This is a genomic window from Spirosoma aerolatum, assembly GCF_002056795.1.
Lineage (GTDB): Bacteria > Bacteroidota > Bacteroidia > Cytophagales > Spirosomataceae > Spirosoma > Spirosoma aerolatum.
On sequence record NZ_CP020104.1, the window covers coordinates 421807 to 444712 of the forward strand.

Annotated in this window: 15 protein-coding genes; 11 read left to right on the forward strand and 4 right to left on the reverse strand. The window is 48.4% G+C overall.

Translation table 11 applies throughout. The features are described from left to right. Positions 1 to 31: 31 nt before the first annotated feature. From B5M13_RS01780 to B5M13_RS01790, 3 genes are all read left to right on the forward strand, one after another. A complete protein-coding gene (locus B5M13_RS01780) occupies positions 32 to 2413 on the forward strand; it encodes a TonB-dependent siderophore receptor (protein ID WP_080054030.1) in 2382 nt (793 codons plus the stop codon). Positions 2414 to 2557: 144 nt separating this feature from the next. Beyond that, a complete protein-coding gene (locus tag B5M13_RS01785; protein ID WP_080054031.1) occupies positions 2558 to 3751 on the forward strand; it encodes a PepSY-associated TM helix domain-containing protein in 1194 nt (397 codons plus the stop codon). A gap of 158 nt (positions 3752 to 3909) precedes the next feature. Next, on the forward strand, positions 3910 to 7848 hold the full coding sequence (locus tag B5M13_RS01790) for an AAA domain-containing protein (RefSeq protein WP_080059756.1): 3939 nt from the start codon (positions 3910 to 3912) through the stop codon (positions 7846 to 7848). 46 nt (positions 7849 to 7894) lie between these two features. On the opposite strand, the gene B5M13_RS01795 is transcribed toward B5M13_RS01790, so the two are convergent. Together B5M13_RS01795 and B5M13_RS01800 are read right to left on the reverse strand one after the other, a co-directional pair. Continuing rightward, positions 7895 to 8317 (reverse strand): DoxX family protein, encoded by a 423-nt coding sequence (locus B5M13_RS01795; protein ID WP_170061076.1) that lies wholly within the window; start codon positions 8315 to 8317, stop codon positions 7895 to 7897. 46 nt (positions 8318 to 8363) lie between these two features. Then, positions 8364 to 10820 (reverse strand): outer membrane beta-barrel family protein, encoded by a 2457-nt coding sequence (locus B5M13_RS01800; protein ID WP_080054033.1) that lies wholly within the window; start codon positions 10818 to 10820, stop codon positions 8364 to 8366. 176 nt (positions 10821 to 10996) lie between these two features. Here B5M13_RS01800 and B5M13_RS01805 point away from each other — a divergent pair, with 176 nt between their 5' ends. After that, the gene (locus B5M13_RS01805; RefSeq protein ID WP_080054034.1) at positions 10997 to 12058 is read left to right on the forward strand and encodes a sensor histidine kinase; all 1062 of its coding nucleotides are present in this window, start codon (positions 10997 to 10999) and stop codon (positions 12056 to 12058) included. Next, a complete protein-coding gene (locus B5M13_RS01810) occupies positions 12027 to 12731 on the forward strand; it encodes a LytR/AlgR family response regulator transcription factor (RefSeq protein ID WP_080054035.1) in 705 nt (234 codons plus the stop codon). Before B5M13_RS01805 ends, B5M13_RS01810 begins: the two co-directional genes overlap by 32 nt. A gap of 211 nt (positions 12732 to 12942) precedes the next feature. Here B5M13_RS01810 and B5M13_RS01815 read toward each other — a convergent pair whose 3' ends face one another. Next, positions 12943 to 14019: a hypothetical protein gene (locus B5M13_RS01815; RefSeq protein WP_155297161.1), complete on the reverse strand. Its 1077-nt coding sequence runs from the start codon at positions 14017 to 14019 to the stop codon at positions 12943 to 12945. A gap of 258 nt (positions 14020 to 14277) precedes the next feature. Between B5M13_RS01815 and B5M13_RS01820 the strand changes: the two genes are divergently transcribed. The 6 genes from B5M13_RS01820 to B5M13_RS01845 all read left to right on the forward strand — a co-directional run bounded on the left by B5M13_RS01820 (position 14278) and on the right by B5M13_RS01845 (position 20249). Next, entirely contained in the window at positions 14278 to 15099 is an 822-nt protein-coding gene (locus B5M13_RS01820) for an alpha/beta fold hydrolase (protein ID WP_080054037.1), read from the forward strand. Between the two features lie 111 nt (positions 15100 to 15210). Beyond that, positions 15211 to 16152, forward strand: a complete 942-nt coding sequence (locus B5M13_RS01825) for a ring-cleaving dioxygenase (protein WP_080054038.1) — start codon at positions 15211 to 15213, stop codon at positions 16150 to 16152. A gap of 148 nt (positions 16153 to 16300) precedes the next feature. Further along, positions 16301 to 17305, forward strand: coding sequence for a type I glyceraldehyde-3-phosphate dehydrogenase (locus B5M13_RS01830; protein WP_080054039.1), 1005 nt, complete (start codon positions 16301 to 16303; stop codon positions 17303 to 17305). Positions 17306 to 17348: 43 nt separating this feature from the next. Beyond that, a complete protein-coding gene (locus B5M13_RS01835) occupies positions 17349 to 17822 on the forward strand; it encodes a Dps family protein (protein WP_080054040.1) in 474 nt (157 codons plus the stop codon). A gap of 142 nt (positions 17823 to 17964) precedes the next feature. Continuing rightward, complete coding sequence (locus tag B5M13_RS01840; RefSeq protein ID WP_080054041.1) at positions 17965 to 18426, forward strand: hypothetical protein; 462 nt, start codon at positions 17965 to 17967, stop codon at positions 18424 to 18426. Between the two features lie 62 nt (positions 18427 to 18488). Beyond that, a complete protein-coding gene (locus B5M13_RS01845; RefSeq protein WP_080054042.1) occupies positions 18489 to 20249 on the forward strand; it encodes a tetratricopeptide repeat-containing sensor histidine kinase in 1761 nt (586 codons plus the stop codon). 11 nt (positions 20250 to 20260) lie between these two features. Here B5M13_RS01845 and B5M13_RS01850 read toward each other — a convergent pair whose 3' ends face one another. Continuing rightward, positions 20261 to 22774, reverse strand: coding sequence for a sigma 54-interacting transcriptional regulator (locus B5M13_RS01850; protein ID WP_080054043.1), 2514 nt, complete (start codon positions 22772 to 22774; stop codon positions 20261 to 20263). Positions 22775 to 22906 lie beyond the last annotated feature (132 nt).

Genomic DNA, 22906 nt, shown 5'->3' on the forward strand with positions numbered 1-22906 from the left:
GTACTTTTGTTTTAGAATTAGTCTAAATAAAATGGATACGAAACGTTCTACACTACGTTATTTCTTAACAGCTACCCTGTTGGTATGGGGAGCTTTCTTATATACAGTTAGTTATGCTCAGTCAGTCGGAACCATCGCCGGACGGATCATAACGGCGCAGGCGCAACCACTGGCTCACGCAACGGTACGCCTGACAAATAGCCGGGTCGGTACTACGACAAACGATCAGGGCGAGTTTGTTCTTGAACGGGTGCCGGCTGGTGAGCAAACCATCGTTATCAGCCGTATTGGACACGGACGGGTTCGACAGACGGTGAATGTGGTTGCAGGCGAAACAACCCGACTGACGGATCTGACATTGCTGGAAACGGCCGAATCTCTTCAGGAGGTAACCGTTGAGGGGAAAAACTCCTATAAAGCCGATATCCCATCGAATAGCCTTCGGATTAAGACGCCCCTGATCGAACTACCTCAGAATGTGCAGGTAATAAATCGCCAACTGATTGCCGACCAACAGATTTTCGATATGCTGGAAGGTGTTTCGCGCAACGTGAGTGGGGTTACACGCATGGAACACTGGGATAATTACGCTCGTCTGAATATGCGGGGTTCGCGGGTAGCACCCTTCCGCAATGGGATGAATGTGGAATCGACCTGGGGCCCGCTGGCGGAAGATATGTCGATGGTGGAACGGATCGAATTTGTGAAAGGTCCGGCTGGGTTCATGATGGCGAATGGCGAACCGAGTGGGTTTTATAATGTCGTGACCAAGAAACCGACTGGCGTTACGAAGGGCGAATTTGCCATGACAACGGGTAGTTTCGATACCTACCGGGCTACGCTCGATCTGGATGGAAAGCTGAGCCAGGATGGCAATCTGCTCTATCGGTTGAACATTATGGGCCAGTCGAAAGGCTCGTTCCGCGATTTTGAATACAACAACCGATACACCATTGCGCCCGTTCTGAAATATAAACTGAGCGATAAGACATCCATTACGGCTGAATATACCTATCAATATTCGCAGATGTCGGTGATTGGTTCTGCGTATGTTTTTTCGGGTACGGGGTTGGGCGTTTACCCCCGGAATATTTCACTAGCCTCGGCCAACCTCGATCCGACGAAAATAAATGATCATAGCTCTTTCCTGATTCTGGAGCATCAGCTTAGTCCCAACTGGAAACTGACGGGGCAGTTGGCCTATTTTAATTCGACGCAGATTGGTAGCTCGATGTGGGCCGATTCGGCTAAGGCCAATGGTAATATTTACCGTCGTGTCAGTATCTGGGATGCGGCTAACCAGGGCAAGTTCGCGCAGATTTTTGTGAATGGCGATGTAACGACGGGATCTGTTACGCATCGTATTCTGGCTGGTCTGGATTTGGGCAGCAAAAAATATTATGCTGACTGGGGCCAAAGCTTCCCGCTTTATGATAAGGATTTCGTCTTCAACGCGAATACACCCAATTATTACTTGCCCACCAATTTACTACCTAGGTTCGATCGTTCGCAAAGCCTGATCAATCGGGCAGGGGCCAACGTGCTGAGTCAGTCATACAGTGGGCTCTATGTGCAGGACGAACTCCGGTTTTTGCAGGATAAAGTTCGTCTGACGCTGGCCGGTCGGATTACATCAACAAAAGACAGTCAATACGGTGCGGGTTCGGATGTAACCAAAGCGACACCACGGGTTGGATTGAGTGTTTCGCTGAACAAGCAAACATCTGTTTACGCGCTCTACGATCAGGCATTTGTTCCGCAGGCAGGGGCTGACCGACAAGGAAATGCGTTTAAACCCATCACCGGCAACAATACCGAAATTGGCCTCAAGAAAGACTGGGCGGGTGGCCGCTGGAACTCGACCATTTCGGCGTACAAAATCACGAAGAATAACGTCCTGACAACCGATCCGACCAACCCGAATTTTTCGATTCAGCTTGGACAGACACAAACGAGTGGGGTTGAGTTCGACATCCGGGGCGAAATCGTATCGGGCCTGAATCTGATTGCCAATTACGCCTATACGGATTCGAAAATCACGAGGGATACTGAAGCTAAAAATGTGGATCTGCCAGTTCCGGGTTTTAGCAAACATGTTACTAATGCCTGGTTGTCATATCGTGTCCAAAAAGGTGCCGTACAGGGACTTGGCCTTTCACTGGGATACCAATGGCAGCTTGACCGCTACGGCTGGTTTTCGGATGCTGTGGATAAGAATCCTACACTGCCTAATTCGTTTCAGGCTGATGCGGCTATTTCCTGGCAAACCGGTCCCTTCAACGTAGCGCTGAATGTGAATAACCTGTTCGATGCCTATATCTATTCGGGCGCTTACTATTCATGGAGTAATGCCTACTACTGGCAGGCACAGGCTCCCCGCAATTTCCGCTTAAGCCTGGGGTATAAGTTTTAAACAGTTTACACCACCCTAAACCCTTCCCTGAAAGCAGGGGAGGGGTTTAGGGTGGTGTAAACTCCTCCCCGGTTAGCTATGAAACCAGAAGAAGGGATAAAATAGAGGCTTGATTAAGAACTGATAGTCAAAGTATACCTAACAATGACGGCAAAAAAACTGGTTGGAAAACTACACCTTTGGCTCGGGCTGGCGTCGGGGCTGTTGGTGTTTATTGTGGCGATTACAGGCTGTATTCTGGCTTTTGAACAGGAAATAAAGACGGTTCTACGGCCTTATCAATTTGTAGAGGCAGCCAATAAGCGAGCGACGTTGCCACCTTCCCGATTAAAAGCTATCGCCGAAAAAGAAATCACAGGGAAGATGGCTAAAGCTGTCACCTATGGGGGTATTGGCCGAAGTGCGATTGTCTCGTTTTACGGAGCCGCTCCTGATTATTTCTATCAGGTATACCTAAATCCCTACACCGGAAAATTGCTCCACATAACGGACGAAGAGACGGACTTTTTTCATTTCATTCTACACGGTCATTACTATCTGTGGTTACCTGAATCAATCGGCCAGCCGGTTGTGGCTTACGGAACCCTGGTTTTTACGATTCTATTGATTACAGGACTGGTACTTTGGTGGCCGAAAAACCTCAACAAGACGAACCGACAAAAGAGCTTTACCATTAAATGGAAAGCGCAATGGCGACGCGTCAATTACGATCTGCATAATGTGCCAGGTTTTTATGCGCTTGTATTCGCCTTGATGTTGGCGTTGACGGGCCTGGTTTTTGGCCTGCAATGGTTTTCGAAGTCGGTTTACTGGGTGACAACAGGAGGGAAAGCCCTGCCAGCGTTTCAAATTCCTTTATCCGATACAGCGGCTGCCAAACTGCCCAATTCGCCACTCGATGCTGTCTGGCAGCGCTTATCGATTCGTAAACCTGCTACGGCCGGAATCTATATTTCCTGTCCCGAGAAACCGTCAGAGTCAATCTTTGCGTACGTCAATTACAAACCGGGCACGTATTACAAGCTCGATTATTACACCTTCGATCAACAGACGCTTAAACCGCTGGATATCGGTGGCCCTTACTCCGGGACTTATACTAAAGCCGGGTTTGGGGATAAACTACGCCGGATGAATTACGATATTCATACCGGAGCTATATTGAGTTTACCCGGAAAAATTCTAGCGTTTTGTGCCAGTCTGGTTTGTGCTAGTCTGCCCGTTTCGGGCTTTATCATCTGGTGGGGCCGTCGAAAGAAAAAATCGAAAAATGCAAAACTACCCGTTACAACAGCAACGCCTACGAAAACGGCGCATCGACCAATGAGCCGGGTTGTTTGACAGGATTTACAGGATGAACAGGATTTTTTACCTTGCAGTGCGTTATAATCCTGATAATCGTGTAAATCCTGTCATAACCTACAGTGAATATCCCGTCACAAGCCGTTCTACGCACGTTTCGCCGACGTTTAACCAACCTGAGTAGCCGTAACCGTTCGTTGCTACTGACCAGTTTACCCGCTGGTCAGTTTCTGGATTTACAGGAAACGGATTTTCTACTTAACAAGTCTGCCTTTTCCATCATCGCTGATCTCATTGGCCGAAAGCCTGCCATTGCACTCTGCGACGTACTGGACCCCCGTCAGGAGCGGAGTAACGAAGTAAGCCGGAAACTTCGCCGGATTGCCCGAACCGCCCGATTTATTGAAGAAGAGCGCGGAACCGAAGATTTATATATAGGTTGGCCGTTCGTAAAGGGCAAATTTCTGGACGATACTGTCATTCATGGGCCGTTGCTATTTTTTCCAGTGCAGATTGAGCAGCAGGGGAAGTTCTGGAAACTCACTCGTCGGGGCGATGAGCTGGCGTTTCTGAATCCAACTCTGGCACTAGCCTATGGGCAGTTTAACCAGGTGAAGGTGCCCGACGAAGTGGTTGAAAAAACATTTGATGAGTTTGACCGCGACTCGCTTGTTTTCCGAACGCAGCTATACGAATGGCTCAAAACCACCCCGCTCGAAATCAATTTCAATCAGGAATTATTTACGGATTCGCTTCATTTTTTCAACAAGCAATCCGGTAAAGATTTAACGCAGCTCGAACGGACAGGTGAGCTGAAGCTATTTCCAGAAGCGGTGCTGGGTATTTTTCCGCAGGCGGGCTCGTTTCTGGTGCCGGATTATGATGAATTGATGGAGAAGCAGGGAGTGGAGAGCAGGGTGCAGGGGGCGAGTAGTGAAGGCATTGAGGTAAATGAAGAATCCATTTCAACGTTGTCTTCATTTCGGTATCCCGACCCCTTGCTCTCTGCTCCCCGCTCCCTGCTAGAAAAGTCCATCCACACACCCCTACCTATGGATGCGTCGCAGGAAGCGGCTTTGCGGGCGGTGAAGGCAGGTTATGGTCTGGTTGTGCAGGGACCGCCGGGTACGGGTAAGTCGCAACTCATTGCCAATCTGATGGCCGATGCGGCCGCGTCGGGAAAGCGTGTGTTGCTGGTTTGTCAGAAACGGGCAGCGCTCGATGTGGTGCAGGAACGATTGCGTCAGGTGGGTATGGAGCCGTTTTTAGCCCTGATCCACGATTTTCAGGATGACCGACGCGCTTTATATGCACAAATTGCCGAACAGGTCAACCGGCTGGATGAGTATCGACAACAGAACAATAGTCTGAATGCTGTGTTGCTCGAACGTGATTTTGAGGTGGAAAGTCGGCGTATCGATGAAACAGTCGCTGAATTGGAAACCTTTAAAAATGCCCTGTTCGATACCCGTGAGTGTGGTGTTTCGGCTAAGGAACTCTACCTGACTACCGATTCGGATGCACTTAGTGTGGATTTGGGTGATACTTATCCACAATTCCACTTGTCTAATGTGGATAACTTTGTTCGGCGACTTGCCGATTTTGCTGCTTACGAACAACGATTAGGCACTGAGCATCTGTGGAAAGAGCGGGTGAGCTTCGCAGCCTTTTCCAATGCCGATTTAGGAAAAGCAGATCAGGCGATTGTTCGGTGGATACAACTGCGTGAGACGGCTAATCAACAGACTACTCAGATAGTCGGTCAATCGCTCTCCCTGAGTCAACTAACAGACTGGCTGGCGCACGATTGGGAACTAACCGCCCTGCTGGCCTTACTCGATACGGACGATGCCACCCAACTTTGGGAGGTTATACAGCAGTTACGACGAACGCCCAACCATCTGGCCCTGACTACCGACGAAACAAAGCTGGAACAACTGGCGAAGGCGTGGGACGAAACCCTGGAAATTCCGGGGCCAGAGTCTTCCATTTCAACACCTGATTTACGCGCTTTCCGTACGCTCCTGGCCGAAGCGATTACCGCTCGGTCGTCGTGGATGAGCTGGCAATGGTGGCAGTTGACGAATGTGGGTAAAACTCAGTTGCAGACGGTACTTTCGGCCAATTCGCTGGATGTATCGGAATCGGCTTTACAGACGTTGGCCGTAAAAGTGGATAAACGCATACGGTTAGAAGCTGTCCGTCATGAAGCCAGTATGTTGCTGGCGGGTTTACCCTTGTCGGAAGCTCCGGAGAGTTTGCGACTCCTGCGTCGGGCACAGCACATAGTAGAACGATTAGGAACCATAGAACCTCTGCGGCAATTGCCTGAGTCAGGCTGGCGAACACATGAGCGATTTGCGGAACTGGTCAAGCTGCTTCTGGTACTTTCAACCACTATAGAGCAACAACGTACTACCGCATCGACCTATCTGACCAGCGATCAACTTGAACGGATCTGGCAGGATGATGCATTCGCTACCGATCTGCGTCAAGCGCTTCGGCATGATTTCGATTTGCTTATCGAAGCTGATCGGTTGACAGAAGGTTTTTCGGAAGCGGAGCAACTCATTATAGATCGGCTACAAACCCTACATCCGGCAGATTGGACACAGGCGTTTGACAAAAGCTTACGCCGGGCCTGGCTCGATCACCTGGAGGGGCTACATCCAGAGCTACGGAGTGTATCGTCGCTCAAAATGGCGCAATGGGAGCAGGCTTTGCAGGAAAGTATTCGGCGAAAGCAAACGCTCAGCCGCGATATTTTGCTAGTGAAACTTCGTGAGCAAACGTATCGAAACCTGACGTTCAATCGATTGAACAACGTGGTTACTTACCGCGATTTGCTTCATCAGACCACCAAGAAGCGAAATGTGTGGCCCGTTCGGAAGTTGATGGAATCTTTCGCCGATGAAGTGTTTAAGTTAGTTCCCTGTTGGCTGGCCTCGCCCGAGTCGGTCTCCGCAATGTTTCCGTTGCAGGAAGGCTTGTTCGATCTGGTGATTTTTGATGAAGCCTCGCAATGTTTTGCTGAAAACGGTATTCCGGCTATTGTACGGGGCAAACAAGTAGTTGTAACGGGCGATAATCAGCAGCTTCGCCCCAGCGATCTGTACCGAACTCGTCTGGACGAAAATGAGCAGGAGGAAGAAACGCCTGTGGCTCTGGAGGTTGAGTCCTTGCTCGAACTGGCCGCACAGCAGTTGCCGCAGGTTTCCTTAACGGAGCACTACCGCAGTCGTTCACTCGATTTGATCAGCTTTTCGAATGCGCACTTTTATCAGAACAGGCTTTCGCTATTGCCCCATTTTGATGAGGTTAACCAGCATGAACCTGCCATCCGTTATCGGAATGTAAAAGGCGTCTGGCAACAGAATACCAATCCTGTTGAGGCCGAAGCGGTCGTGCAACTTCTTGAGCAATTGCAATCCGAAATGCCGGGCCGTTCTATCGGTGTTGTGACCTTTAACTACCCACAGCAGCAGCTAATTCAGGATATGCTGGAAAGTAAAGCGGAGGTACGACAATCCGACAGTTCGCCCGCGTTACTTTCTAACACCGCGTCACATCTGTTTGTCAAAAATATTGAGAATGTACAGGGCGACGAACGTGATATTATTATCTTCTCCATGGGGTACGCGCCCGACGAGCGCGGCCGTGTATCGACAAATTTTGGTAGTCTGAATGCACGTGGCGGTGAAAACCGATTGAATGTAGCGGTTACGCGGGCCCGTGAGCGAATTTATGTGATTACGAGCCTGTGGCCCGACCAACTGAACGTAGCAGATACGGCCAATGAGGGCCCCAAGTTACTCAAAGCTTACCTGGCTTACGCATTGAATGTGGCTCAGGAGCAGTTTCAGCCCACACCGCAGCCGGAACAACCCTTGCCTTCGGGTTCCTTATTAAAAACCAGGTTGGCAATAGAGTACCCAACCTGGCGTCCTGAACTGCCCTTTGCCGATTTAACCGTTAAGGCTAATGATGTCTACGAGTCATTGGTACTTACCGATGATGATGCCTATTATCAGCAGACAACTAAACAGGCCCATGCTTACCTGCCTATTGCGCTGACAACCCGTAAGTGGCCTTTCCGCCGAGTCTGGAGCCGGGAGTACTGGCGCAAGAAAGGCTAAAGCATGACACATGACTATACTAGCAATACATAGGCTCAGCGATCATTCAAGATAAAGTTCGTTGTTTGGAGATGATTGCATCCAGGCTAAATGCTCCGGGACCGAGCAGTAGGCAGGTTAGGTAACCGATCAGTAATAGAAACCCAGCCGACCCATCGCCTGCTATGTCGCCTTCGTGTGCAACAAAAACAATAACAAATGCGGTAATAATCAGTGGAATCAGTGCTGGCCGTGTCAACAACCCCAACATTAGTAGGATAGAGCAGAAGAACTCCGCACCGATAGCCAGAGCCAGCGAGACCGAATGGCTCAGGTCCAGAAAACTCATAAAGGAGCTTTGATAGTCAGCAAAGTGGGTCAGTTTGTCGTAACCGTGGGGAATCATAGTGATGCCTAATCCCAGGCGTAACCATAAGGTGGCACTGTTCACTGTCCAGGATGTAGGCGAAGTAGGTTGTGTAAATTGCATTGTATGAATTGGTTTGGCTAACTGGCTGTCCTGTTTAGAATGACGGTTATTTCGTGCGGGCATCGTCGTTGGTTATTTTTCGGATGGGTTCGTCGTGGCTGGCGCGGATCTGCCCAAACTGCCAGCTAAAGGTTAATTTGACCGAACGAGTGAAATATTGATTGGTAGTATGAGCCCAGAATGTACTCGCCTGCGAATCGTTCTGCTGACGGAAGGGATAGGTAAATGGATTATTGACGCCTAGCGTCAGACTGGCTTTTTTATCCCAGAATTCTTTGCGAACCGCCAGGCTGTAATCGTACCAGGCCGAATTTTTTCCCTGCAACAGCACCCAGCCCGTACTGTAAATACCATTGGCCTGCACGGTAAATTGGCGTGGTAACTGGTAAGCCAGATTCAGCGTGAATTGCCAGAGCCAGCCGGAATTCTGCACCTGTAAAGCCGGACTACTGAAATGGGCGTAATAAAACTCACCCCCACCGTTTAGTTTCCAGTTTTGACCCAGTTGCCCGGACGCATTTACGTTCAATCCCGTCCGCTCATTGCGGGCTACATTCTGTCGGGTAGTTAGTGATACCCCCGACGTATCGACGGTCCGAACATCTTCGATGGAATTATCGGTTTGTCGGCGGTATAGGGCCAGGTTGAGGTAGGTACCTTTTTTTGTCGTTAAACTGTATGAGATTTCGGCCACATGCGCCAGTTCCGGCCGAAGTTGCGGATTACCTGCCATCCGGTTTTTCGGGTCGCTGGCATTAACATACGGATTCAGATCCCAGATCATAGGGCGGGAAATCCGTTGGGTGTAGGTTACTTTAACGGATTGCTGTTCGGTGAGCTGTTTTGATAGAATAACACTGGGTATGAAGTTGTTGAACTGCACCCGAAACGGAGAAATAGTATGGACGAATTGACCGCTCATAATGGTGTTTTCCAGCCGGGTACCCAGTTGAAGTGTCCAGTGCGTCCGGTTTGACAGCTTCAGGGAGACATAGCCCGCAGCTACCTGCTGGTCATACGTGAATGTATTGGATCGGTCGGCGCTGAGAGGTAGAAGCGCGATGTTTTCCGGTTGACTGGTGTAGACCTCGTAGGTACTGCTGACATCCCGACGGACCATTTTAGCCCCTACCTCAAATACCTGCTGCCCATTGCGCGAAAACGGATGAACATAGTCAATCTGCCACGTCCACTGGGGGTTATGACTGCGGTTAGTACTCGTTTCCCGGTATATGGGCTGATCGGTCAGGCTGAGCTGATCGATGGCGTAGCGGGAATTATCGAAGGTGTAGCTATACTGGCCCAGCACACTAAGTTCCTGCTTCGGTTTGTGAAAGGTGCGGGTATACCCCAGATTCCATTCGATATTACCAAAGGGGTTCTGTTGATCGACTACCTGGTTGTATTCCTGGCTAATCTGATTTTCGGAGTTCCGAAACCGATAATAGCCGGTATTAGATGTGGGCCAGGCGCCCCCCCAGCTACTAACCGACAGATTAACCCGGTTCAGTGTGTCGAAGGCATACTCCATGCTCAGATCGCCAAACCAGCCTGGGTGGATGTTGTTGGCGCTGATTCGTTGAAACAACTCTCCGGCCGGTTGGCCGTTTACCAGCGACATACGGGTTGTTTCAATAATACTCTTTTCGCGTTCGGCATTGGTGTTACCCGAAAACGTCAGGCCAAATTTCTCATGCTTGAATCCATAGCTGCCACCTAGCGACTGAACATAATTGCCCGCCGTTACATCCAGACTACCGTTGGAGCCTTTCAACTGTTTTTTGGTAATGATGTTAATGACTCCGCCAGCGCCTTCGGCATCGTAGCGAGCCGCCGGACTGGTGATCACTTCAACCGACTGAATCGTATTGGCCGGAATCATCTTCAAGGCTTCACTCAGATTGCGGGCCAGCAAGCCCGATGGCCGACCATTCAGTAGCACCTTGATACTGGAACTTCCCCGAATCTGAACGTTGCCGGACACATCGACGGTAAGCATAGGAGCCTTGCGTAGCACATCGACGGCCGTACCGCCTTTGTTGGTAATGTCGCTGCCTGCGTTATAGACGAGTCGGTCCGGTTTTTCTTCAATCAAGGCTTTCTGCGTCGTTACCCGAACCTCGTTCAATTGGCGGCTTTCGGATCGCAGGAGGATGGTGCCTAAGTCCCGCTTAGGTTGACGGGCCGAAATTGTAATCCCTATCAGGGTGCGGGGTTGGTAGCCGACGTAAGAGATCTGGACACCGTAGGTCCCGATTGCCAGCCCGGTAAACGTGAAATGGCCTGTTTCGGTAGTGGTTTGACCCGTTATAATCGTTCCAGTTGCTGTCAGTAGCGCTACGGTTGCAAACGGCACTGGCTGACGGGTGGTGGAGTCGGTCAACATGCCCGATAGCTGTCCTTTTATGTTCGGATTTATCGGGCTGGTTGGTACCTGCTGGCCTTTTCCCTGGATTATTATCGACAGAAAAGAAAGGATAAAATAGAATCGTAGAGCGTTCATTAATACTATATTGATAGCCTATTGCTGGTTATCTGGGCACAAAGTACAATTCTGCTTCTGGCATCATCCCACTAAAAATGACAAACGTGTGCTTTTGGATGACGTATTCGATTGGTCATTTTCAATTGGAATGTCGGCCAACATTCGGTTTTTTTGTTTAAAAATCGCGAAGAAGGATGAGTTGGTTTAACAAGAACGGAAAGCAAAAAGTCTGGCTGCGGGAAGTACTGGCCTTTGTGTTCCTGTTTATTCTGATGTCGCTGAATTCCTGGAACCGGCTCACTTCCTGGAACGACCTGGGGCGGGCACTGCTCTTTTTTCTGACGCTGTATGGGCAGGCTCAGTTTCACCGCTTTGTCTTATTCCCCCTATTGTTTAAGCAACAGATCAGGCAATACATTTTGTGGACGGTTCCGGCACTGGTAGTGGGCAGTTTTCTGGTATACGGCGTAAATCATTGGCTTTACCCAGAGTCTTGCCCCATCGAGGAGTGGCGCGAAACCGGGCTTTTTCTGCTGGCCACCTACCTGGTTAGCCTGATGGTGCTTGTTGGGGTATTTCTGATCCAGCGGTTTTATCAGCAGCAGCAACAGCGCCATACCGACCAGTTGCTGCATCAGGACGAACAGATTCGATTTTTGCACGCCCAGCTTAATCCGCATTTCTTTTTCAACACGCTTAATAACCTCTACGGAATCAGTTTGCATGAGCCTGGCCGAATGCCTGATTTGCTGATGCAGTTATCGAAGCTGATGCGGTATCAGGTCGAGAGCAGCCGTCGGTCGTGGGTATCGCTGCAGCAGGAGATCGAGTTCATTACTAGTTACGTCACGCTGGAGCAGGAGCGGCTGGGGAAACGTTGCCAGATCAGCTATGAGTACCCTACTGACGACTATGAACTGCAAACCTTCCAGTTGGCACCACTCCTGTTGATGCCGCTGGTCGAAAATGCGTTTAAACACGGGACGGGCGACATCAAAGGGTGCTTTGTCCATATCGTTCTGCAATTGCGAAATAACCGACTACGGCTATCTATTGAAAACTCGCTGTCCTGTCACAAGCTAAACGGTACATCAACCGGCCTGGGTCTACAGAATACCCGCCAACGACTCGATATGCTGTATCCCGAAAAATACCAGTTGGCCTTAACCCAGGAGTCCGACCGATATATTACCCTGTTAGAAATTCAGCTAGCCACCCGAGCCGATGTCCAACCCGTTGCGGTGTTTACTTATTGATGACGAACAGGCTGCACACTATGTATTGCAGCATTACATCGGGCAAGTCGATCAGTTGACGCTGGTGGGTAATTGTTACGATGCTCTGGAAGCGATTAATTTTTTGCACCGCCATCCGGTCGATTTGTTGTTTCTGGATATTAACATGCCGCAAATTAACGGCTTACAACTCCTGCAAACCTTAGCCAATCCGCCCCGCGTCATTCTTACTACCGCCTATTCGGAGTTTGCGCTGGAGAGCTATGACTACGGTGTGGTTGATTACTTGCTGAAACCCATCGAATTCCCCCGGTTTCTGAAAGCAATTGACAAAGTCATGTCAACAGAGACTGAAAAACAACCGGTTCAACTCCCGGCTGTTCCCGAGCAATCGTTAATGGTAAAAGTGGATGCCGACTGGGTTCGTATTGCGTATAGTAGCCTGGAGTATATTCAGAGCTGGGGAAACTACGTCAAGCTTTTTACGGCCCAACAGGTTTACGTGACGTCCATGACCATGACCGAAGTGGAGCGTCGATTACCCTCCGATCAATTTATCCGGGTTCATAAATCCTATCTGGTTCCGCTGGCTAAAATACACCGGATGAGTGGCAACGAAGTGTTTATCGGCGAGACGGCCCTGCCCGTAGGACTGACCTATCGTCGGGAGTTAGTCGAACGACTAAAAGCGTGAGGCAGTGATAGGTGTATTTTTTTCAAAGGGATACTGTCGGCGAATTCAGACCATGGTCATCAACAAATACTAAAGCGTGGATAGACTGTTTGATGAGCTTTGGGTTAAGGACAGGCTGGCTTACCCACAACTACCCAATTTATTACCTGATTGACTCCCCTAAGTAGGTCATTTGGGCCGGGTCTACCGCTACCCTTCACCACTTCATTGTTTATCGGCAGATATATTCGGTGACGGTTCGAAGATTTTTTGCTGGTGTAACACCACCATTAACATAATAAATGCCATCGCCGTTAATAATCAACTCCAGTCTATTCCCTCGCTCGTCATAACGGTACATGGATTCCAGTGTTTTCGTAGCACTATTCCTTTTATCAGTTAGTAAATAAGTCGACTTAGTTTGGAGGTCACCTGTTGGATAATAGCTATATTCTACCCAGTCCATACTCTGTTTAAAGCTATATTCTGTGGCCTTCACCGATAATTTTCCTTGTTGGGTATAGCTGTAATTGGTGACATTCTGCCCCAAGCTATTAGAATAAGTTGACTTAACTAGCTGATTGTTAGCATTGTAATCGTGGACCATAAGGCCTGTTTTTAGGCCATTAATGGAGTAATCTTCTTGCGTGAGCTTCCCATTGTGATAGGTGTAATCGGTAGTATACCTTGAATTACTATAATTATCTGTGATCGTACTGGTAAATTTAACTAGCTGATTTTGGTTGTTGTACTCGTTAAGTACCTCTGAAGTCTTAACATCGCCATTTATATTTTGTGTGTAGTTCTGCTTTAGGATGGCATTCTCGGAGGTATATGTGGTCAGGGTCTCCTGAAGATATTGACTACCTGAAGGGGAATTCGATTCGTTACGGTCTCGGGTCTGATTTCCCCGATCATCATACTCACTTATTTGCATTAAGTGACTGTAAGGATAGTCAAATGTGGATATCTTACTCTTTACTTGCTTGTTTTGATGGTATGTGTATACCGTTTGGCCATACGAGATATTATTTTCAAACGGTATCGATTTGATTAGCAGATCTCCCTCATAGGTGTTTTGATAGATGGTGATGTTTGGACCATAGGTACCAGAGTATCTTACTTCTTTAACTGCAGAAAAGTGGTCATCATAGGTAGTCAGCGTCTTATCATTCTGGACGCCATCAAGATAAGTTATTTCGGATGTGGTTTTACAGCGAATTGGCGTGGACGTTGGGTCAATATTCGAATGATTACAGGCCATCATACTGATTAGCAGGGCCCACTGAAGGAGTCTTAAGACATTCATAAAAAACTACATTTATGAAAAGAATCTAGTTTCCTATGGACGCGGTTTTAGATCATAAGTAACTAATCGCACCAGAATGGACTTACTAAGAATTTGCTAATAGTAGCCATTTGAAAGAAGATCCCGTTGGGAATGCGAAATAGTTCTAACATATCCTATGAAGAAACCTGTCAAATTACCGTACAACCTTCGATTCTTACCGCGACCAGCCCGTGCTGGTGGAGTAGGTTTGTGTTGTCAATTTTAACCAATAACAACATGAGCTTTTTAACATTAAAAGACGGTACAGATCTATTCTACAAGGATTGGGGCACCGGTCAGCCAATTGTTTTTCATCATGGATGGCCCTTATCGAGCGATGATTGGGATGCCCAGATGATGTTTTTCTTACAACATGGATTTCGGGTTATTGCGCACGATCGCCGGGGGCACGGACGCTCTAGTCAAACGTCGGGTGGGCACGAAATGGAAACCTACGCTTCGGATGTCGCTCAGTTGGTCGAAGCGCTGGATCTGAAAGATGCTATCCACATCGGCCATTCGACGGGTGGTGGCGAGGTGATCCACTACGTAAACAAATATGGCAAAGGTCGGGTGGCTAAAGCCGTTCTGGTAAGCGCTGTAACGCCGATCATGGTGCAGAACGAGAGCAACCCAGATGGCGTTCCCATAAGCATCTTTGACGAAATCCGGCAGTTGACCGCTACCCAACGCCAGCAGTATTTCCGGGATTTCTCGATTCCATTCTATGGCTATAACCGCGAAGGAGCCGTTGAAAAACAGGGCGTTCGTGACAACTGGTGGCGGCAGGGCATGATGGGTAGCATTCTGGCCCATTACGAATGCGTGAAGGCCTTTTCGGAAAGTGATTTTACCGAAGACCTGAAAAATGTGGAAGTGCCTGTGTTGGTACTTCACGGCGAAGACGACCAGATTGTACCGTATCAGATTACAGCGTTAAAGGCCGCTAAACTGCTGAAAAACGGTAAGCTGATTACGTATCCAGGCTTCCCACACGGTATGCCAACCACCGAAGCGGCTACGATCAACGCTGATATTCTGGCTTTCATCAATTCTTAAGTGACTGCAACATCGGTCGGCTTTGGTGGTGTACGCAATCAGAGCCGACCGATGTATAGTTTTACCATGGTGGTTTTTCTATCCACTTCCTGAACGTCTAACCTCTTTACCATGAACGAATCTATTCTGGGCCTGCACCACATTACGGCCATTGCCAACAACGCTCAGCGTAATTATGATTTTTACACACATGTACTCGGCCTTCGACTGGTCAAAAAAACGGTCAATTTCGATGATCCCAGTACCTACCATTTTTATTATGGTGATGAAGGCGGATCGCCCGGAACCATTCTGACTTTTTTTCCGTGGGAGGGCATTGGACCGGGGCGGAATGGTATTGGCATGGCTACCGAAATCGGGTATTCAGTACCGGCCGATAGCCTGGATAACTGGCTGGGTCGGTTTAACGAGCTGGGTGTTGGAGCAGGTGAATTGGCCGAACGGTTTGGCGAACAATACCTGTCTTTTACTGATCCTGATGGGCTGTCCATTGCTCTGATCGTACCGAAGCAGTTCGACCGCCGAACGGGCTGGGAAACGGAAGCTATCAAATCGGATATGGCATTACGAGGTTTTCACAGCGTTACGCTGACGCTGCAAAAAATAGAGGCTACGGCCAGGGTGCTGACTGATATTTTTGGGTATCGGTTGGTAGCACAGGACGGTAACCGCTATCGTTTCCAGACGGATGCTGTGCCAGAGGCCTCGATTGTCGATCTGCTGGAAGAATCCGAAGGGCGAGTTGGGCGGAATGCCGCCGGAACCAACCATCACGTAGCCTTTCGGGTAGCGAACGATGCCATTCAGATGGAGTTTCGGGAGAAAATTCTGGAAAGTGGGTTGCAAATCACCCCGAAGATCGACCGTGATTATTTCTTTTCGCTGTATTTCCGTGAGCCAGGTGGCGTACTCTTCGAGATCGCTACCGATAACCCAGGCTTTACGGTCGATGAACCACTAGACGAGTTGGGAAATACCCTGAAACTACCCAAACAATATGAAGGATCGAGAGCGAAAATTGAAAAGACGCTCCCGGTACTGAAGTTGTTGTAAGATCTACGTACGGTATTGGTTTTAAGAACCAACTTAGTTGTACTTTCCGTTATCAACCTACAATTGGTTTGCTTTGCCCTGTCGAGGGACAAGGTCGAATTAAAGCTTATATAGGTTCATAATCAGTTATTTTACTCAATCAATTCTTATGACAACCATTGGTTTGTACGGATTTGGCCGCATTGGGCGGCAGTTTCTACGCATCGGGCTTCAGAAAAAATTGTTTGTTCCAACCGCCATAGCCGACATTCGCGACGAGCCAACGCTGGCAGCCTTGTTTGCGGTCGATACCAACTATGGTCGCTGGCCTGAACCCGTATCTGGAAAGGAAGGAAGTTTATCCATTGGCGATCAAAGCATTCCGTATATCAATTCGGCTAAAGAAGTGCCCGACTGGAAAGCCCTTGGCGTCGATCTGGTGGTGGATTGTACGGGCAGAGCTACGACACGGGCCGGTGCCCAGGCGCATATTGACCGAGGTGCTAAATACGTACTCATCAGTGCACCCAGTAAAACGCTGGCCGACTGTGATGCCGTTTTATTGAAAGGGATCAATCTGGAAACGTTCGATCCTGAGCAGCATAAACTGATCAGCATGGGAAGCTGCACGACCAATGCACTGGCAGCGGTTGTCAAAGTAATTTCCGAAAACTTCGGGATTCAGTACGGTCTTTTTTCGACGGTACACTCGTACACGAACACGCAGTCGTTGACTGATCAGCCGATGAAAGACCGGCGCGATTCGTGGGCGGCCGCCGAAAATATTATTCCCTCTTCGTCGGGCGCAGCGCGGGCCTTACAGTTTATCTGGAAAGACCTTAAAATCACAGGAAAAGCCTATCGCGTACCTACCCGAACCGGCAGTATCGCTGAATTAAATCTGATTACCGAAAAAGACTGTTCGGTACAGGAAGTAAATGATGCATTCCGTAAAGCCGCAGCCGAAGGGCCTTTACAGGGTGTGCTGGATGTGCTGGAAGACCAGTGGGCCTCGTCGCGAATTGTCGCCGATCCACACTCATCGATCATTGATCTGCCGCTCACCGCCAAAGAAGGTAACCTGCTGTCGGTAGCGGCCTGGTATGACAACGAATGGGGCTTTTCGAATCGACTAGCCGAAGTGGCCGCCTACCTGGCCGAACGCATTAGTTAAATTAAAGCGTATATAATAAACTCCCTCTGTTCATTTTAATCTTATGGAAACCATCATTGGCATTACCGCCCAAAACCGGGAAGTAGTAGCTCATCAGTTGAGCAAATTGCTGGCCGACGAATTTGTACTCTACACCAAAACACTGAATGCCCACTGGAATCTGGAGGGCATGGATTTTCATTCGGTGCATCTGTACTTCGAAGAGCTTTACAAGCAGTCGGCCGAGATTGTTGACGATGTAGCCGAACGGATTCGTCAGTTGGATCATTATGCCCCCGCTACGTTGAAAAACTTTCTTCAGTTAACGCATCTGACCGAGCAGGAGGCTGAAGGCAATACAAGCCGGAGCTGGATTGAAAAGTTACTGAGTGATCATGAAAGCATCATTGTGTTTCTGCGGGGAAATATCGCTGATTTTCAGGAGGCTCACAAAGACGCCGGAACCAGTGATTACATAACGGGTCTGATGGAAAAGCATGAAAAAATTGCCTGGATGTTGCGGGCTCACCTCAAGTAACGTTCTAACGTGATTTTCTGAAAAGGGAATAGGTATGCCACGCATGGTCTACCTATTCCCTTTATCGTATCAATACCGCTTCGATAGCCTTATCTTTAAACGAAGAAACTGTGGCTAAAGCCGGTTTATCTGTTGATTGGCTATGAAGCATTGCCTCCTCTTCTTTGCCCTCTTTGTCACTGCCTCTGTTGCCTGGGGCGAACCTCTGTTTCCCTTACTGCCTCAAAAATCGGTCGATAGCCTGAACACGTTACTATCGGCAAGTCGGCAGGATACGAACCGGATTAAGATACTACTGGCGCTGAGTACGGATCTGATTACCCGGCACGAAGAGTTTGACAGCGATTTAGGGAATGCCTATGCCTATGGAAAACAGGCTGAGCAACTCAGCCAGCAGTTGCATTTCAAGGTCGGTCAAAACCAGAGCACCTGCGTTCTGGGACGAATTGAAGCGATTCAGGGCGACCGGAAACGGGCCGAACAATGGCTTCGAAACGTATTGGCGTATTATACCAAACAAGGGGCTAAGTCGGAACAGGCTGCAACCTGGTATTTTCTGGGACAGTTTATGAGCGTGATAGCGAAGGGCTACCTCGGAAGATAGAATGCTATGAGCAGGCCAGGCAGTTGTATCAGCAATTGGGCCAGGTCGATAAGCAGGCATATATGCTCAAGACCATTGCCGATATGCATGCCATGCAAGGTAATTCGGCATTGGCGGAGCAGGAGTTGTTTCAGGTACTGGCGCTGTATCGATCCATTCACTATCCATATCTACACTATACCTACGACCTGCTGACTTCGATTTATCACGGACTCAACAACTACGATAAGGCGCTAAAGTATGCCTTAATGACCATAGAAAGTGCACAAACTACGCGCGACAGCCTCTATCTGGGTAGCTTTAATCTAAATCTGGCTGTCTTGTATGATGAACTGAAACAGTGGAAAACCGCTATTCCGTACTACAAGAAAGCGCTGGTGTTGTTTGGCGAAAGCAACGTTATTCCCATGGTGCATGTGATTGCGCATAGCCTGTGCAGCCTGCAAATTGTTCATGAAAGCCCAGCAGCAGCCCTGGCCTATTATTCGCAAATCCTACGACAGTATCCGCTTCCCAATCGTTCGGCAGAATGGTTCTATGCTTACATGACGCTGGCCGAGTGTCATCTGGCTCTCAAGAATTACACGCTGGCTGAAACCTATTATATTAAAATGGCGTCGATACACGCGGGGAAAACGCCTGATAATGCCACCATAGCCTCTTATATCAAGATCGGTACATTTTATGGCATTGTTAAAAACTACGATAAAGCCCGTGAATACCTGAATCAGGCCCTGGGAATGCTGAAACGGGTTGGTATGACGCGAGGTACGCCTAGTGTACATCTTCAATTATTTAAAGTCGATTCCGCCCAGCACAACTACATAGCGGCCATCGATCATTTCCAAAAGTACAAGTCTTTAAGCGATTCGATCTTTAACGAAAAGAAAAGCCAGCAGATTGCCAATCTGGAAATTCAGTACAATACCCGCAAAAAAGAGCAGGATATTGACTTGCTAACCCGCCAGAATCAGCTCCAGCAGGCCCGAATACGGGAAAGCGATCTGCAGCGGAACAGCATCATTGTAGGCGTTATTTTGCTGATTTTGCTGCTAGGATTGATTTATAACCGGTATCGGCTCAAACGTCGAAGTAATCAACTACTGGAAGCCAAGCAAGTTGAGATCAACCTCAAAAACGAATCGCTGGTGCAGATTCTGCTGGAAAAAGAAAAACTGCTGGAAGAAAAAGAGTGGATGTTGAAAGAAATTCACCACCGGGTTAAAAACAATCTGCAAATCATTTCCAGCATGCTCAATGCGCAATCTGATTTTTTACAGGATCCCAAAGCCCTGATGGCAATTCGGGATAGCCAGAACCGGGTGCAAGCCATGGCCTTGATTCACCAGCGGCTCTATCAGTCCGAAAATCTGGCGCAGGTGAATATGCCCGAGTTTGTGGAAGAAATCGTTGACTACCTGATCGACTCGTTTACGCAGCAAGCCTCTGTACGGGCTCAATTTGATGTGCTTCCTGTTCAACTGGACATCGCCCTGGCTATTCCCATCGGATTAATTCTGAATGAAGCCGTTACCAATTCGCTGAAGTATGCGTTTCCGAATAAGCAGCCAGGACGTATAGCCGTAGTACTCCGGGAGACAACAGAACAGACTTATCAGTTAACCATCAGCGATAATGGTGTAGGGCTACCTGCTGGGTTGGACATTGGCCGTAGCGACACCTTAGGTATGACCATGATGCGTGGGTTAAGTCAGCAGATTGATGGACAATTAGCCATTTATCAGGATCATGGTGTTCATATTCAGTTGTTATTTAATCCAAAACAGAGCGCTACCAAGATGTCCTTATCATTGCATAATTGATAATTTCCGAACTAATCCGATTTTGGATAGGAATTAATATGTAGTTTTTTCATACGGGCTTCCAGCGTTGTCGGCTTTAAATTGAGCAATTCCGCTGCTCCGCCAATCCCACGGATTCGGTAGCCTGACTTAGCCAGGGCCGCCATAATAGCGGTACGCATGGTTTCTTCAATCGGTTGTACATCGGTCGATGGGTGCGTGTTTATGGGCAGAACAGCTAACGGAGTTGAGCGCAGAGGTTCGGCCAGATGTAGGGTGGAGGTTGACGAGAGAATGGCCGCCCGTTCCAGTACGTGTTCCAGCTCCCGGATATTGCCCGGCCAGCTATAGGATAACAATTGCGCCAGGGAATCATTAGCAATACTCGATAGCGATTTGCCTAGTTTTTTACTGATCCGGCGGAGAAAATGCATCGCCAGTGGCCGAATATCGTCCGGCCGTTCGCGTAGAGGAGGTATCACAATCGGGAACACGTTCAGTCGATAATATAGATCGGACCGAAACCGGCCCTGTGCTACTTCCTGCTGTAAATTTCGATTAGTAGCGGCAATAATTCGGGCATCGATTCGAATCGTTCCTTTGCCCCCTATTCGTTCGATTTCCTTTTCCTGAATAGCCCGAAGTAGTTTGGCCTGCAATTCGAGGGGTAATTCACCAATTTCGTCCAGAAACAACGTACCGCCGTTGGCTAGTTCAAACTTCCCGATTCGCTTTTCAGTGGCTCCTGTGAAGCTGCCTCGTTCATGACCGAATAATTCGGATTCAATGAGTTGCGCAGGTAAGGCGGCACAGTTTATTTTGACGATGGTTCGGACCTTTCGGGCTGACAGGTTGTGTACCGCTCTGGCTACCAATTCCTTACCCGTCCCGGTTTCGCCCATAATCAGTACGGTAGCATCGGTTGGAGCTACCTGACCAATACTCGTAAAAACGGCTTGCATGGCAGGGCTAGCCCCGATGATTTCTTCAAAATTGTAGCGGGTTTTGATCTCTTCGGTCAGGTACGTTTTCTCCTGCTCCAGTTGTTCGCTTAGTACTTTAATTCGCTCGAAAGCCAGTAAATTTTCCAGAGCCAACCCCATCTGAACGCTAATATCCTGCATGATGCGAAGATCCTTATACGTAAACGCAAAGGCTGCCTTGCTGGCAAGCACGAGCGATGCAATAAGCTGGTCCTTAACGAAAATAGGCACGTTTAACGACGACTGCAAGCCCATCGACCTAGGGTAAAATGGAGGATCGGGTATACGATCGATAAATTGAACCCCTACATTTAGAGCTGGCTTAATCAGCCAGGACCGGGCATCACTTTGGTCAACTGGGCTAACTGTAGGAGGGTATGGCGTTGTCAGATGATCGGTAGTTGTCACAAAAACACCGTTTACTTTTTGCACCGTACTATCCAGATTAGCTGAAGTAGCCTGCCGTCCGAGTTGGTAAATACCCACCAGATCAGCGGGAAGTAATTCGTTGATCGACTGAGCCACCTGCGCTAATATGGCCCCTATATCGATACCATTCCGGAAGGCATTGACGATCGCCAGTTCGATGGCTTTAATCTGTTGCCGGGCTGCTAGTTCTTCATAGGCCAGAAGATTATCCAGAGCTAAGGCAATCTGAGGGATGATAAGATTAATTGCCTGGTATTCTTTCGTTGAAAATCCATCTGGCTCTGTACTGGAGAGAATAATGGTTGTTAATGAATGTCGCTTCAATTGAATTGGAAACAGCGCCAATGAACGTACGCCGAAATGATCCCGGCAAGATCGAGCCGTGATGTAGGTTTCACAGAGTTGATCAAAAGCATTGCCCGTAAATATTCCCCTTAGCTCGCCCAATTGATCGGGCGCTTCCCGATCCAGTTTCTCAAGCAATTCGGTTGAGTCTTCCTGTAGTAAGGCAGACAGATTGACCCGTATAAAGGCATTGGCCGCTGTTTTTTCGAGCATGAGCCAGTAAAAAGATGCTTCGTCGGGCAGACCAATCCGAAGATTTAGGAACGAAAAAGGGACAAGGCGATTAATCTGATCGGCAATGGCGAGGCATAACTGTTCCCGGTCCTGAATTGTGACGATGGCATTGTTGACGGCAATCTGGATCGTCTGTTGCTGGCGAAGTTTAGCTTCTTCACTATGTGCGTGCCGATAACGGGCTATTTCTAATGCTGTTAAGACATCTTTCTCCCGAAAGGGCTTGGTCAAAAAGCCAAAAGGCTGGGTTATTTTGGCCGCTTCCAGCAAGTGATCTGTCAGATTTGCAGACAAAAAAACAAAGGGAATCGACTGGTCATTAAGCCAGTGCGCCAGATCAATACCCGTTTTATGACCTTTCAGAAAAATATCGAGCAGGACAATGTCGGGCCGTTGATCTCCAATGATGAACTGGGCTTCATCAACTGATCCAGCTACTCCCACTACCTGGTAACCTGCTTTTATCAGAATCCGTTTTAGATCATGGGCAATTAGAAATTCATCTTCTACAATAAGAAGGGTGGGCAGGCGAGTCGATTCAGAAACATAAGCCATGTCGATTCTAATTGATTGACAGTAAAGATACAAGGTATTGTTAACTCCAACGGTGTCCTCCAATATATTGGAGACTCTATTATATTGGAGGTGGCCTTACTTGCTAAATAAATGATTATCAGGTATTTATAT

Coding starts and splice junctions, on each gene's coding strand:
- B5M13_RS01820 (WP_080054037.1), top strand. CDS start 14,278: ATGAGCTTTTTAACATTAAAAGACGGTACAGATCTATTCTACAAGGAT.
- B5M13_RS01850 (WP_080054043.1), bottom strand. CDS start 22,774: ATGGCTTATGTTTCTGAATCGACTCGCCTGCCCACCCTTCTTATTGTA.
- B5M13_RS01780 (WP_080054030.1), top strand. CDS start 32: ATGGATACGAAACGTTCTACACTACGTTATTTCTTAACAGCTACCCTG.
- B5M13_RS01835 (WP_080054040.1), top strand. CDS start 17,349: ATGGAAACCATCATTGGCATTACCGCCCAAAACCGGGAAGTAGTAGCT.
- B5M13_RS01825 (WP_080054038.1), top strand. CDS start 15,211: ATGAACGAATCTATTCTGGGCCTGCACCACATTACGGCCATTGCCAAC.
- B5M13_RS01815 (WP_155297161.1), bottom strand. CDS start 14,019: ATGAATGTCTTAAGACTCCTTCAGTGGGCCCTGCTAATCAGTATGATG.
- B5M13_RS01785 (WP_080054031.1), top strand. CDS start 2,558: ATGACGGCAAAAAAACTGGTTGGAAAACTACACCTTTGGCTCGGGCTG.
- B5M13_RS01795 (WP_170061076.1), bottom strand. CDS start 8,317: ATGCAATTTACACAACCTACTTCGCCTACATCCTGGACAGTGAACAGT.
- B5M13_RS01810 (WP_080054035.1), top strand. CDS start 12,027: ATGTCCAACCCGTTGCGGTGTTTACTTATTGATGACGAACAGGCTGCA.
- B5M13_RS01830 (WP_080054039.1), top strand. CDS start 16,301: ATGACAACCATTGGTTTGTACGGATTTGGCCGCATTGGGCGGCAGTTT.
- B5M13_RS01845 (WP_080054042.1), top strand. CDS start 18,489: ATGCTCAAGACCATTGCCGATATGCATGCCATGCAAGGTAATTCGGCA.
- B5M13_RS01840 (WP_080054041.1), top strand. CDS start 17,965: ATGAAGCATTGCCTCCTCTTCTTTGCCCTCTTTGTCACTGCCTCTGTT.
- B5M13_RS01800 (WP_080054033.1), bottom strand. CDS start 10,820: ATGAACGCTCTACGATTCTATTTTATCCTTTCTTTTCTGTCGATAATA.
- B5M13_RS01805 (WP_080054034.1), top strand. CDS start 10,997: ATGAGTTGGTTTAACAAGAACGGAAAGCAAAAAGTCTGGCTGCGGGAA.